This is a genomic window from Coleofasciculus sp. E1-EBD-02 (genome assembly GCF_040218245.1).
Taxonomy (GTDB): Bacteria; Cyanobacteriota; Cyanobacteriia; order Cyanobacteriales; family Coleofasciculaceae; genus Coleofasciculus.
Genome location: NZ_JAVJQN010000228.1, coordinates 1 through 14,549 on the forward strand (window position 1 = coordinate 1; position 14,549 = coordinate 14,549).

General features: G+C 46.5%; 6 protein-coding genes. 1 reads left to right on the plus strand and 5 read right to left on the minus strand.

The window, feature by feature from the left end:
• Positions 1-440 precede the first annotated feature (440 nt).
• Positions 441-7,112, minus strand: coding sequence for a reprolysin-like metallopeptidase (locus tag RIC07_RS34290; protein WP_446398418.1), 6,672 nt, complete (start codon positions 7,110-7,112; stop codon positions 441-443).
• A 490-nt stretch (positions 7,113-7,602) separates the two neighbouring features.
• On the opposite strand from RIC07_RS34290, the gene RIC07_RS34295 reads away from it, so the two are divergent.
• Positions 7,603-7,776, plus strand: coding sequence for a hypothetical protein (locus RIC07_RS34295; RefSeq protein WP_446398419.1), 174 nt, complete (start codon positions 7,603-7,605; stop codon positions 7,774-7,776).
• A gap of 639 nt (positions 7,777-8,415) precedes the next feature.
• On the opposite strand, the gene RIC07_RS34300 is transcribed toward RIC07_RS34295, so the two are convergent.
• The 4 genes from RIC07_RS34300 to RIC07_RS34315 all read right to left on the minus strand — a co-directional run bounded on the left by RIC07_RS34300 (position 8,416) and on the right by RIC07_RS34315 (position 14,467).
• Positions 8,416-8,859: an aspartyl protease gene (locus tag RIC07_RS34300; protein WP_446381708.1), complete on the minus strand. Its 444-nt coding sequence runs from the start codon at positions 8,857-8,859 to the stop codon at positions 8,416-8,418.
• 175 nt (positions 8,860-9,034) lie between these two features.
• Entirely contained in the window at positions 9,035-9,373 is a 339-nt protein-coding gene (locus RIC07_RS34305; RefSeq protein ID WP_446398420.1) for a hypothetical protein, read from the minus strand.
• A 232-nt stretch (positions 9,374-9,605) separates the two neighbouring features.
• On the minus strand, positions 9,606-10,346 hold the full coding sequence (locus RIC07_RS34310; protein WP_446398421.1) for a hypothetical protein: 741 nt from the start codon (positions 10,344-10,346) through the stop codon (positions 9,606-9,608).
• A gap of 413 nt (positions 10,347-10,759) precedes the next feature.
• Positions 10,760-14,467, minus strand: a complete 3,708-nt coding sequence (locus tag RIC07_RS34315) for a two-partner secretion domain-containing protein (RefSeq protein ID WP_446398422.1) — start codon at positions 14,465-14,467, stop codon at positions 10,760-10,762.
• Between the last annotated feature and the right edge of the window lie 82 nt (positions 14,468-14,549).

Sequence of the window (14,549 nt, forward strand, 5' to 3'; positions counted from 1 at the left end):
TGGGTCTATAGGACGGCATATTTTCCCATGATATAAAAATACCAAAACTCTCCCCAAAAATCAACCCCTAATCCTATTTTTTTAGTAGGGGCGCAAAGGCTTGCGCCCTCGCTATCGTTACGGAAAAATCCATTAATTTTGTTTAGCAATCCTCGTTGGTTCACCTGTTGCCAAGGATAACTCGGTGGGTTACGGCAGATAGTTAATTAAAGGGTTTGTTTCCTGGATTGATTACTGCCTAACCCACCCTACGGGTTACGGTTAATTTGGGTCTATAGGACGGCACATTTTCCCATTGTATAAAATTACCTGAAATTTACCAGAAAGTCAAGCCATAATTTGGTCTTTTTTGGGGCAATGTTCCTTTGACTGACAATTAAAACCGGATCGTTTGTAGGGACACGATACTATCGTGCCCCTGTCTTGGATCAATCGCGGTTCTAGATGATCGTGAAGTCGAAACTGGAGAGGGTATTGGCTTGAACCCCAGCTAAGGTGGCAAGCTGTTCACCACTGTCCTGAATCGTGAGTAAGGTGTCATTTTCTTGGCTATTAGTGCCTTGGCTAATTGACAGATCATTAAAGGTAATTCCGCCCGTTAAACCAATCCAATCCATGCCCACGGTAAAGTTGAATATGGTATCGACACCTGCACCTGAACCGAGGATAAAGGTATCCATGCCATTTCCGCCATAGAGTTGGTCTTGACCGATGCCGCCATCGAGGATATCATCACCACTACCCGCGTAGAGTTGGTCATTCCCAGCGCCACCTTCTAACCAGTCGTAACCGGAACCGCCTTTGAGAAGGTCATCGCCATCACCACCAATTAGGTAATCATCCCCCGATTGTCCTAGTAGCGTGTCCATCTCATCACCGCCTTCTAGGTAGTCATGACCTGCACCACCATCTAGATAATTGGTTCCCTGTTGACCGTATAATTGATCATCGCCTTTGCCGCCTAAAAGTTGGTCATCACCGGAACCTCCCTCTAAATAGTCGTCACCCTTGCCACTATCTAATACGTCATCCCCGGCTTGTCCATAGAGTTGGTCATTGCCTTTACCTCCCAGCAGTTGGTCATTATCCGCACCGCCATCTAGGTAATCATCGTCGGTTCCGCCAGTGAGGATATCTTCACCGTCTTGACCATAAAGTTGGTCATTACCGCGATCGCCTTTTAGGGTATCATTGCCGAAACCGCCCTCGAGGTAATCGTTTCCGGCGTTCCCCTCTAGGGAATCATCGCCCTGTTGACCATAGAGTTGATCGTTACCGCGATCGCCGATAAGCTGGTCATTGTCTAAGCCGCCTTCTAGGTAATCATTCCCGGAACCGCCGTTTAAGATATCGATACCAGATTGACCGAAAATTTGGTCATTATCGCCACCGCCATTAATCTGATCATTGCCACTCCCGCCATCGAGATAGTCATCCCCAGAACCACCGTCCAGGGTATCATTGTGATCACCGCCCCAAACTAGGTCATCACCGGAACCGCCATCCAGGATATCGTCACCCGTTTGACCATAGAGTTGATCATCCCCGGAACCGCCTTGTAATAGGTCATTATCAGCGCCACCGTCGAGGAAATCTTCACCCTGACGTCCGTAGAGGCGATCGCGTTCTGTGCCACCATAGAGTTGGTCATCCCCATCACCCCCGTCTAAATAGTCGGTTCCGGCTTGTCCGAATAGGGTATCGGCACCCGCTTCACCCCGGAGTTGATCACTTCCATCCCCGCCATCTAACCAGTCATTGCCTTTCTTCCCATAGAGGCGGTCAAATCCTGCATTCCCCATCAGTTGGTCATCACCAGCACCACCGTTGAGGAGGTCATTGCCAGTATTTCCCTCTAGAGTATCATTATCATCGTTCCCGTAGAGGCGGTCATTTCCCTCACCCCCCGATAGCTGATCATTGCCATCGCCACCCTGGAGGACATCGGTTCCGGCGTCTCCGGATAACATATCTGCGTCATCACCCCCCCAAAGGGCGTCATTTCCGACACCGCCTGCTAAGGTATCAAATCCGGCGCGACCATATAAGGTATCATTGCCGTCATCTCCATTAAGTTGGTCACTGCTATCGCCACCATCCAGGAGATCATTGCCATCGCCACCTGTGAGAGTATCGCGATCGCGTTTACCATAGAGACGGTCGTTTCCAGTACCACCCGTGAGGTCATCTTCCCCATCACCGCCTTCTAAGTAATCGTCCCCAGTACCCCCATCCAGGGTATCATTGCCCTGTTGACCGTAAAGTTGGTCATTCCCTGCATCACCGGTGAGGAGGTCTTCACCTGCACCCCCATCCAGGTAATCATTATCTGCACCGCCTGCTAAGGTATCATTGCCAGCATCAGCATAGAGTTGGTCATTCCCTGCGCCACCGAGAATCTGGTCTTCCCCTTCCCCGGCATTGAGATAATCGACCCCAGCGCCGCCATCTAAGGTATCATTACCTTGGCGACCATACAGGCGATCGTTATCGTCACCGCCAGCTAATTGGTCATTGCCTAATCCGCCGTCTAGGTAATCAAAACCCGCGTCACCGGATAACTGGTCATCTCCTTCTCCGGCTTCTAAACGGTCATCACCGCTACCGCCATTTAAGGTATCATCCCCCGCTTCTCCGTAGAGTTTATCGTTATTGTCGCCACCGGATACTAAGTCATTTCCGTCTCCGGCTTCTAGATAATCATCCCCGGCTTGTCCGATAAGTTCATCATCTCCATCATCACCATAGAGATGATCTTGACCTGCGCCACCGTCTAGGGTATCGTTACCGGATTGTCCATACAGGTGATCATTGCCATCGCCACCCAGTAGCAAATCATCACCAGCGCCACCATCCAGGTCATCGTTTCCAGATTGACCCAACAGTTGGTCATGATCATCACCACCAATTAGATTATCATCGCCAGAACCACCATCAAGGGTATCATTCCCAGCCTGACCCAAAAGTTGATCATGATCATCGCCACCACTGAGACTATCATCCCCAGAACCGCCGTCTAGGTAATCGATTCCGGCTGCTGCAATCAGTTGGTCATCGCCGTCGCCACCTTCTAAACGGTCATGTCCATCACCACCATTGAGGAAATCATTCCCGGCTTTTCCGTAGAGGGAGTCATCCCCGGCGCCAGCTTCTAAATGGTCATCCCCCGCGCCAGCATCTAAGATATCATCCCCCAAGCGTCCAAACAGTTGATCGTTTCCAGTTCCGCCAAACAGGATATCATTCCCCGTTCCTGCATCCAGGAGATCATCTCCGGCTTGTCCGTAGAGTTGGTCATTCCCGTCACCCGCTTCTAAATGATCATCCCCTTGTCCGCCATCTAAGGTATCTTCACCCTGATGACCATAGAGGAAATCGGTATCATCACCACCGGATAAACTATCATTACCCGCACCCGCATCTAAAATATCATGTCCGGCTTGACCCATCAGCAGGTCATCACCGTCACCACTGATGAGAACATCTTCACCCTGTCCGCCATCCAGGGTATCTTCACCCGTTTGTCCAAAGATGACATCATCACCATCGCCACCGATGAGATAATCCTGTCCATCTCCCCCATCCAGGTGATCATCCCCCTGTTGACCATAGAGTTCATCATTCCCATCAGACCCTTCTAAATGGTCATTTCCGGCTTCGCCAGCCAGGTAGTCATCCCCGGCTTCTCCCTCTAGCCAGTCATTATCGTCACCACCCCAGAGAGAATCTTCTCCATCTCCAGCGGAGAGGAAATCATCTCCCCCTTGACCCAAGAGTCGGTCATTCCCTTCGTTGGCTTCTAAATAGTCGTTATCTGCACCACCATCGAGTTGATCATCCCCTGTACCGCCGACAATATGGTCATCCCCAGCATCACCGTAGAGTTGATCATTCTCGTCATCGCCAAAAATGCGATCGCTTCCGGTTCCGCCACTGATGAAATCCTCACCAGCACCGCCTTCTAGGGTATCATCACCATCATCTCCGTAGATCAGATCATCGCCATATCCGCTATCGCCTTTGACCCAATCATCACCACCGCCAGCGTGGATCGTATCATCCCCATCGCCGCCACGGATATAATCAGCATCGCCTTGATCGGTAACGCCTTGTAAGTCACCATAGATAGTATCCGTACCTTGATTACCAAAGATTTGGTCTTGACCCAAACCCCCGATTATTTGATCATCGCCGCGTTCGCCGTACAGGGAGTCATTTCCGGCTTGTCCATCCAGGGTATCATCGCCCTTATCTGCGGTAATCCAATTGCCTTGATTATCGCCAATTATTTCGTCATCATGGCGAGAACCGATCGCATTTTCAATCGTGGAGAGGGAATTGTTGTCTTGGTGAGGGATAATAATATCCATATCGCCCCAACCATCAATCACTCGTCCCGTTTCCAGGTTGACATACACACTTCCCGGATCACGGCGGAAGCTGAGGGTATCCGTACCATTCCCCCCATCAAACTGATCCTCTCCGGCGGTACTGAGAATTAAGTCATCCCCAGCTAACGCCTGGATTTGGTTGTCTTTGTGATTGCCAATCAGGATATCATCGAATTCAGACCCGATGATATGTTCTAAGTTCTTCAGCGTATCCGTGGTGCCAAATCCGTCAATGGCGGTTCCGGAGTTAATCGTAAAATCCGGTTCTAGGTCGCTATAGTAGTTACTGGGGTTCACATCGGTAACTTCTTTAGCCGCGCGATCGCTGCGGTTATGGTCATAGTTGCGATACTCGTTAATATTAACGATGACGCCATTGGGTGAGGTTTGGTAACTCACGGTATCATTATCCCGACCGCCATGAATCAGGTCATCCCCGGCTTCTCCCATGAGGAAATCATCGCCAATTTCGCCATAGAGTTCATCGTTCCCTTGATTTCCGTAGAGTTGGTCGTTGTTGGCTTGACCATGGAGAATATCATCCCCGGAATTCCCCTCTAGGTAGTCGTTTCCGTCACCGCCTTCTAATACATCATGACCTGCATTTCCATAGAGGAAATCGTCATCGGTTTGACCATAAAGCGTATCTTCTCCCGTACCGCCTGCTAAGGTATCGACACCGGAACCACCGTCGAGAACATCGTTATCGGCTTCGCCATTGAGGAAATCATTCCCGGATTGACCATAGAGAACGTCGCGACCTGTGCCACCATAGAGTTGATCAGCATGGCTACCGCCATCGAGGAAGTCATCACCGGCGTTTCCGTAGAGTTGGTCGTTTCCGGCTTGACCGTAAAGGGTATCAAAACCGTAGCCGCCAGACAGGTAGTCGTGGTTATCGCCGCCTTCTAGATAGTCGTTACCTTCATTTCCGTGAAGTTGATCATCGCCTGCTTCACCGTGGAGGATGTCATGATTGTATCCGCCATAAAGTTGGTCTTGGTGATTCCCGCCGTATAAGGTATCGTTCCCTTGTTCGCCATGGAGGATATCGTCTCCATCTTCACCGCGTAAGTCATCATCGCCAGTACCTGCGTAGAGGGTATCTTGACCTGTACCCCCGTAGAGGAAGTCGTTATTGTCATCTCCTTTTAGTTCGTCGTTTCCGGCTTCGCCATAGAGTTGGTCTTCGCCAGTACCGCCTTCGAGGATATCGTTATGATTACCGCCGTAGAGAGTATCGTTTCCGTCTTCTCCTTTTAAGTAATCATTATCGTCTTCTCCACGGAGGTCATCATTACCAGAACCACCAAAAAGTGAGTCTTCTCCTGCACCACCATAGAGAATATCGTTATCATCTTCCCCCCTTAGATCATCATTTCCATCTTCTCCATAAAGATAATCTTCATTTTTACCACCAAAAAGTGAGTCATTTCCCAGACCACCGTAAAGAGTATCGTTACCGTCTTCTCCTCTTAGATCATCATTTCCATCTTCTCCTCGCAGGTCATCGTTACCATCTCCGCCAAAAAGTTGGTCATCTCCAGCACCACTATATATGGAATCATCTCCAGCATTACCTCTAATATCATTTGCCACCTCATTGCCAGTGATTAAATCCCCCCACTCTGAACCAATCAAGTTTTCGATTGTTGTATTGTAGGCAATGAAAGTACCTTCTTGATAGACAGAGTAAGCGTATGATTGATTCTGCCTAGGAGGTAACAGCATTTGCCCATTTTGATTGACATTGTTAAATGCATGACGAGCAGACATTGTGGTAATTATGCCACCCGGATTCATATCAACGTAATAACTGTAATCAGTTGAGCTAAGTGATGGAAGAAGGCTAAGAGTTAATGTATCTGTACCACCACTATCCCATATAGTTTGCTTCAAAGAAGTTGTAGGGCTACCAAAATATCCATTTGGTTCGCTGTAATAATGAGTGTTTTGCTCAAACGAGTAAGTTGTGTCTGCTGAGTTATAAGTTGCTGCACCATACATACTTTGTAGTACAAGAATATCATAGGGCATCAACGAAGCTGCATGACTACCAACACTTGTATAACTCATAACTGTGTTGTCGTTGTTATCCTCTTCGCCCGATAATGTTGGTGTACCATCAAAAGGATGTTTCAGTCCCAAAGCATGACCAATCTCATGAATTATTGTTTCGTATCCTGCACTCCCAACACCATCGGCGAAATCCATATATGTCTGGTTAGGATTAAAGTAGATATCCCCATAAGTAGTCTGATCAACGCCAGACAAATTATACGGTATGCCCATGCCGAAAGTAGTCCCTTGAGCGTTAGGCAGACTAGCAAACATGAAACGTAAGTCTCCGACTCGAATTATTTCATCATTTCCATTGTTACTGGGGATAAATGAATGTGTAGTTGGTGTAATTAATTCATCTTTATTCCAGTTCCACAAATCAATGCCACGCGGTCGATTTTCTACTGTTTCCCCGCCTTGAAATTCAGTGAAGGTTAGATTTACAACTGACTCTATCTTTTTAAAGATGCCGCGAATATTATCAGCAATGTCAGAATTTTGAAATGCTGTTATCTGACCTAAACCTAGAGAGCTTATTGCATCTTGTGAATAGAGTGGAGCAGTTTGATTATTGACAAAACTAAAGCTAAGGCTGTTAGAACTCCATTTGTATTGAGAACCAAACTGTAAAGCATTAAAATTGAAGTTTGGATTAGACATGATTATTGTTCCTCGTCAAATACAATATGTCTGGAAGACTGCTAAATAAACTCAGTGATCTACACACCAATTTTCTTAAAACTAGGTGTTTACAAAAACCAAAAGCCGGAGAAGCGGATTACTTAAATCCACTTCACCGGCTTCGTGAGACTCACACCCATCAAATGCCTGGTGTATCTAACAGATATTGACTGATTTGTGCTTGTGTCTCAGCCGTGCCAGTCCTCTCAACCGTGCGACATGACCTGAGACAATCTTGAAAACTTTTGGCTGAACCTTATACGAGATAAGGCTTACAGACTGGGGAGATAGATTATGCGATTCTCCCCTATTTTTGGCTTAGTTCGCTTCTGGGCTGCTTCTTGCTGGGGAAAGTTTAGAAGCAAGAAGGCTAACACCAACGAATGATAGTATCGTAACACTTAATTCCTCTGTGAGCCGAAAACTTTAGATTTATTTACAATCGTTGTTGGTCGCTCAATCAAGAGGAATGTTGCTGACTTGGGAGCCAGGAAATTTGCCGACTGGGGAGCCAGGAAATCAATTTACGGAACCCAATGCGGTTGCTCAATTAAGAGGAATGTTGCCGACTGGGGAGCCAGGAAATTTGCCGACTGGGGAGCCAGGAAATCAATTTCCGGAACCCAAAGCTAAAGTCCATTAAAATGGACTCAGACTAGCTAGAAATGCAGTCGTCTTTAGACGACTTGAGCTTTTAGCCTTGGGTTTGAACCCAAGGCGGTTGCTTGAGCTTTGGGTTCCTTGGATTTGAACCCAAGGCGGTTGGTGGTTGGGAGCCAAGAAATAAATTTCTGGCTCAAAGCTAAAGTCCATTAAAATGGACTCAGATTAGCTAGAGATGCAGTCGTCTTTAGACGACTTGAGCTTTCAGCCTTGGGTTTGAACCCAAGGCGATTGCTTTGGGTTCCTTGGATTTGAACCCAAGGCGGTTGGTGCTTGAGAGCCAAGAAATAAATTTCTGGAACCCAAAGCTAAAGTCCATTAAAATGGACTCAGACTAGCTAGAGATGCAGTCGTCTTTAGACGACTTGAGCTTTCAGCCTTGGGTTTGAACCCAAGGCGGTTGCTTGGGAGCCAAGAAATAAATTTCTGGCTCAAAGCTAAAGTCCATTAAAATGGACTCAGACTAGCTAGAGATGTAGTCGTCTTTAGACGACTTGAGCTTTCAGCCTTGGGTTTGAACCCAAGGCGATTGCTTTCATCGTTTCCCAATCAACAGGAACTGAATCTTGATTGTAGAGACGTGTTGACTCCAATGACGGTGTGCGCCCTTTCTCCTTGTCTACAATATCGTCAAATAGGTTTCTGTTGGACTGATGGGTAAGGGCTTCAGTGTTTGATTTTGTATGTCTATTTCTAACCCCAACGATTCTAACGGGATCACGCCTAAAAGTGCATCGCCACCGCCGGGTAATTCCAAACACTCGAAGGTTCCTTCCCGACCAAACATTGATAGCTTGGCATCTTGAAAAATTCGGGCTTTGCCAATGCCCATTGCTGTAGCCACGTCTACTTCTTTGAGTATTTTTAATCCGAGTTTGACAATGGCGTCTTGTGGCAAACATAAGGTTGTGGCTCCTGTATCTACTAATACATTTTCCAGTGTAATTGACCGAATTTGTTCGGGGCTAATTGTCCCATCTTCCGCTCTAATTTGGTCGGCTCGGTTCACGATTGTCAGAGTTGTGAAAACTTTTCCCATTGGGTGGCTAGTTTTACTTGACATAGTAGCTTTCTCCTTAAAATTAGGAGTTATTTTGGTTAGTATAGCAGGACAAATGCGCTGTCTGGAGACGTTCCAGCGGAACGTCTCTACAAATCCGTGGTGTCCTAACCGTCTTGGCGGTTGCTATATTATAACTTTCCTGACATCTACTATCGGTTTCTTTGGGTGAGACTGTTCAACTTTCGTTCATCTTCTGTTCAACTTCCTGATTCGTAATCACATAACGGTAATGAGTTGAACCCTGAAGAATTACCCGTATTTTATCCTCCTTAAATCGTTCGCTACTGACTTCTATATGTCCAAAACCTGTCTCACTCCACGCCTGAAGCAGGATTGTCTCTAAGCGTTGCAGGAGTTCATCAATATTCGGGGTAGTAGAATGGGATAACATAACTGATGCCTCTGGGATACAGATTGGTGTTGGCGTGCGATCGCGCTTCGGGTAAAGCGGAAACAAGCCTATAGCCTGGAACTTAACTCTCACTTTGTATATAAACAGGTATAAATCAGGCAAAGACGGTTTGTCAAGGCAAGTTATGTAAAGTTATGTGTGTTTTTGTCCCTACTTGTCTCCAGCCCTCACCCCCAGCCCCTCTCCCAAGCTTGGGAGAGGGGAGTAAGAGGGCTGACTTAAGCGGGTTTCACAACTATCTTCGTGGTTGTATCCAGATGTAAAGGTGCGTTACGCTTCGCTAACGCACCCTACACCCGCCCCGAATCAGGTTTCTAGACTCCCCAATTCAGTGTCAAGAGGAACAAAGTAGATTAATCAGGGATGGGGGTAATTCTTCAAAATGCTCTAACAAAAAATCCACGATTGCCAAATGACGCAAATCAACGGGTTGAGGGGGGCGATACCCTTCACCTCGGTTGAACCAACATTGAACCGTTCCCAGGGAACGGGAACAGATGTGAGAAAGTTGCTCATACGTGACATCCCATTTGGCATAAAACTGCCTTGGCGTCATCCCTAATTCACAGTAACAATAAAGGTCAATGATGTATTGTTCACGCTGAGTAATTGGGCGGGGATTGTGTCGCCCTTGGGGATTGTAGCATCCAGTTGGGCTATGCACTGATAGAGGCTCTAGTTCATGATCAGAATCGGTGGGATAACGATATTGGTTATCATCATCTTCACCGGGAGAATCGTTGCGTGTTGATTGTGTAGGGGCGGGTTTAGGGACAAACACAAATTGTTGTACCCAACTTGGTTGCAAAACCCGCCCTGAGTGTTCGGTGAATTCCTCCATTTCTTGACTATGACGCAGAGTATTTAAAGTACCAGCAATGAGTTTACCGTTGAGGCTTGCGGTCACCTGCTGGATCAATAGCTGCGCGATCGCCTGGGCTTCTGCATCCGTTAGGTGCATTTGGGATGCATCGAAGTCAATGTCACTGTAGTGCTTGATTAACCAGAGGAGTTGGGTAATGCCTAATTCCGAATCGGCTTGCTGGCTAGTGGTTTCAGCGGGTAGATACGTCATGGGTTTTTTCTCCTTTAATGTTCAATACCTTAGCTGCTTGTAATAATGTTATAACATTATATGTAAAACAAAAACCCCTTTGTCTCAAAAAAAGGGATTTCAAGGAAATTATTGGATCGACAAAACCTAGGGTGGGGTTTGCGGAATTTAAACAGAAGCGATCGGGATTCAATTAACGCTTTGCTGTAACAAAATTGACCCTTCTAGTTACCTGTAGGGGCACGATATTATCGTGCCCTTACCCTAAATGGCGTGTGTTTGTTCCAGACGTTGCATGGAACGTCTCTATGGTGCCGAAAGTCCTTTAAACGGACATGATATAACCCATGATGGCGGACTGACACAGTTACAATTGTGGCATAGATTTGACGGTTAAATTGGGCGCACGTCGGTGCGCCCCTACGGGTTAATCATCACTCAACAGCACTCTGACAATGTAGCGGATTTTGCCAACCCGTATTAGGGGTAACATTGGGCGCTTGGGCGGTGAGAACGATTGTTCCATCGGGTAACTTTATCCAGCCTTGGGCTTCAATTATTGGCGTTGAACTCCTCTGGGTTACAGGTTCAATTTTTGCCGGAGAGTTATCGCTACTGGGAGTCAATGGACGTAAATCTTCCCACACGTTATATGTTCCCGTTACTTGGGAAATTGTGGGCGGAACTCCGCCGCGTCCACTGATGATAAAATGACTGGGAGTTTGGTCAGAACGCCCTTGACAGAAATTGACAAATTCGGGTGGGGAAGCTGGCGCGGGTAATTGTAGTAATCCGGTGTCGGGGTCAATTTCTAAGTCGTTGATTTGAACGACTCCTTGTTCACCAAATTCTGAACTGGCGGTAATGTCAGAAAGGGGCGTCAGGCTAGGGCGAAATTCCAGTCCATAAATTTTATTGGCGGTGATATCAACTCTCCCCCCATTCCCCAAGAATGCATTGGCGGTAATATCGCTATTTTCCCAAGGAAGCCCGACAATAAAGGGAGAATTAATCCGGATATTACCTCCATTTCCGCCAGCTTGAGCAGTTCCGGCGGTGGTGGAAATTGAACTGTTATGGCGTAGGAGTAGGATATCGTTGACGTTGAGGGTAATATTACCACCTTCACTGGAATCAGTTTCAGCGATAATTGCAGCTTGGTTATTCAGACGGATAAAATCAGCCGTAATTTCTGTGTTACCCGCTTTGCCCGTCGCATCAGGTGAAAACGGGGGGAGAACGATATCATCACCAAGGTCAAATGAGGGAACATTAGGAACCCTAGCATCTGCGGCTGTACCAGTTGCAACGGTAATTTTTGCCCCATCTCGGATATTTAAATTTTGGGTGTGATTAACTGTCAAGTTACCAGCATCCCCATCTCCAAATGCTTGAGCATACAAACCACTGGCAAATCCATCTCGTGATGTACCACTAAGTTCGATTGATTCAGAGGCGTTTACCGTTAAATTTCCTCCTTTGCCTGTACTATACGTTGAAGCAGATACCCCCGCCCCATCGCGAGCAACCAAGCGTCTGGTATTAATGGTCAAGTTTCCGGCATTTCCTGTACCAGTGGTATCTGTGAATAAACCACTGGGAAACCCATCTAGCGAAGTACCAATCAGTTCAACCAACTCAGAAGCATTGACGGTTACATTTCCGCCTTGACCCGCACCAGAAGTGGAAGCACCCACAACCGCGCCATCTCGAACAATTAATCGTTTTGTATCAATTGTCAAATCTCCGGCAGATTGACTTCCTCCCGTTGAGGTGGATAGGACAGTGAGAATTTGACCATCGGGTGAAGTTCCGCTCAATTCAACAGATTCGGAAGCTTTCACTGTGAGATTTCCCCCGACTCCATCTTCAAATGAACCCGTTAGCACTCGCGCACCATTGGTTAAATAAATCGACCGTGCTGTGATATTAATGTCACCGCCTTGGCTTGTGCCAAAGGTATAGCTGCGGATAGTTCTGCGACCTTCAACTGAGATTATCCCTGTATCGCTTATTAGATTAATCTTGCCGCCTAGTACGTCACCAGAAGAGGTAATACTACCTGCTTTGATATCACCGTTGGCAGTTAGTGTAATTGCTCCACCATTGTTTCTAGAATAGGAAGTGAGTTCACCTGCTCTAGTGTCAATCATGCCACCACTTTCCAGAGTAATATCTCCACCATTTGTTTTAATTGAGCCGTTGAGAGTAACATCACTGGTTGCATCTAAAATGATGGGTCCGCCTAGAGTAGAAAGATTTCCAGTGATAATGGTTCCAGGTGATACTTCTGTAGAATGGGTAACTATTGGCTCCACTGACACTCTTACATTGTCTAGTCCCCAACTCTCATCCTGAATACCTGTGTATCCTGGAAGAGCCGAAGAAAAGTTAAGCTGAAGGGAACTATCTAAGTCGTCAAAAGTAAAGCTTAATTGGTAGACTGAATCGCTAAGAACATCTCCGAACTTATATCCGAGTGAATTCTTCTCAGAAGCGTCTGTATGACCAGGATTATCACCACCAGGAAATCCCTTGGGAAAGGCTTGATTAGGAGACCAGTTGGAGTCTGGATTGCTAAATGTTGTGTGTAATAGTGTTTGACCACCAGTAATACTTAACTCCCAAATGTCAGGTCCAATTATCAAACCATTACAACAAACTTCGGCGTTACCATCCCATGATTGGATAAGAAATAGATCGAAAGATACTGTGGCTTGGCTGTGTGGTGGCAGATTATCGAGTGTCAAAGTCGCAGCATCGTAGCCGCTAAATCGTCCCAAAAATCTACGGTTTCCTTTCGGTGTGATATCCGTTGATGTATTTGACCATACATCAGGAATGTCTCCTTCAAAGTCATCACTATAAACAGGAATTAAAGTTGTTGGCGGATTCTTTAACTCGTCTACCCCTGCTCGTAAAATTAAAGCTGGACTCTCTCTCAATATCTTAATATCCGGATCATCTCCTTCCGTTAATGTCGTATCTTCACCCGTAATCCGAATATTTCCTGTGGTAATACTTCCTCTTGCCTCAACCTTCAGCGAAACCCCTGTATAATCCCCCAAAACCACATCGCCTTCGGAACTAATAATCGGGTCATATAAACTGATAAAATTCCCCGGTTCTCCCGCTAAATTCAGAATCGCAAACTGACCCCCACTGGCAAAATGAGCATCCCCAGAAATGACCCCATTACTAATTAAACTCAAATCACCACCACTTTGAAACGGCGTTCCTGGATGATTCAATGCCAAAATATCAATGCCTTGATTTCCCTGAATATAAAGATTCCCACCTGCATGGGCAATAAACGGATTCTCTACACTATCCCGCACTCGCACGGTATCCCCCGCCAATAAGATTAAATCTCCAGCCGTGACTAACTGACTTTCCTCTAAAATTAAATTATTATTCGCCAATAAAATAGCCGACTGCGCCAACCCATCTTGCACCGTTGCATCTCCATTCACGGCGGCTATCTCCAAATGTCCGGCGGGGGCGGCTAATTGTCCGGTACTGCTAATTGTTCCACCAACTAAAGTTAAATTTCCACCGACTTCTAGATTGCCAGAATTGGTAATCGCGGCTGGATTCTGATTTCCATATTGCAACCCCAAAGGCACATTAATGGTTAACAATGGCGGTGCTTCTGGATTAGTCGCACTAAAGATAGTGCCATTCTCAAATACCACCCCATTGGCGGTACTCCCGACAAAGGAACCCCGGATATCTAATTGAGCATTTTCGCCAAAGAGAATTCCATTGGGATTGATCAAAAATAAATCAGCCGCACCGTTGACGCCTAATGTCCCCAAAATGTCCGAGGGATCAGTTCCGGTTACGCGACTAAAAATGGCTTCAATTCCGTCAGGGTTGGCAAAATAAACCCGTTGTCCTTCGTTAATATTAAATTCTAAAAAGCTATGAAATAAAGCTGAACCTCGGCTAGCGCCATCCTGAATTAAATCGGCGGTTACTCCATCGATAACCACCCCATCGGGTAGGATTGAGGAACCTTCAGCGCCTAATGTGGAATCGGGTGTAATCTGGGCGAGGACAGGGTAACAGGGGATAAAGAAGAATGTTGCGATCGCACTCCAATATCCTATACGCTGTAAGCCTTGATTGATGGTCATCATAGCACCCTCTAGATGTGAGATTTAGGGAATTCCCAACCTGATATTTATTTTATTATGTCCTGTGTCCTGTTTGTAGGGGCGC

Excerpts from the sequence above, each read along its gene's own strand:
- RIC07_RS34290 (WP_446398418.1), bottom strand. The coding sequence starts at position 7,112 with ATGTCTAATCCAAACTTCAATTTTAATGCTTTACAGTTTGGTTCTCAA.
- RIC07_RS34295 (WP_446398419.1), top strand. The coding sequence starts at position 7,603 with ATGTTGCTGACTTGGGAGCCAGGAAATTTGCCGACTGGGGAGCCAGGA.
- RIC07_RS34300 (WP_446381708.1), bottom strand. The coding sequence starts at position 8,859 with ATGTCAAGTAAAACTAGCCACCCAATGGGAAAAGTTTTCACAACTCTG.
- RIC07_RS34310 (WP_446398421.1), bottom strand. The coding sequence starts at position 10,346 with ATGACGTATCTACCCGCTGAAACCACTAGCCAGCAAGCCGATTCGGAA.
- RIC07_RS34315 (WP_446398422.1), bottom strand. The coding sequence starts at position 14,467 with ATGATGACCATCAATCAAGGCTTACAGCGTATAGGATATTGGAGTGCG.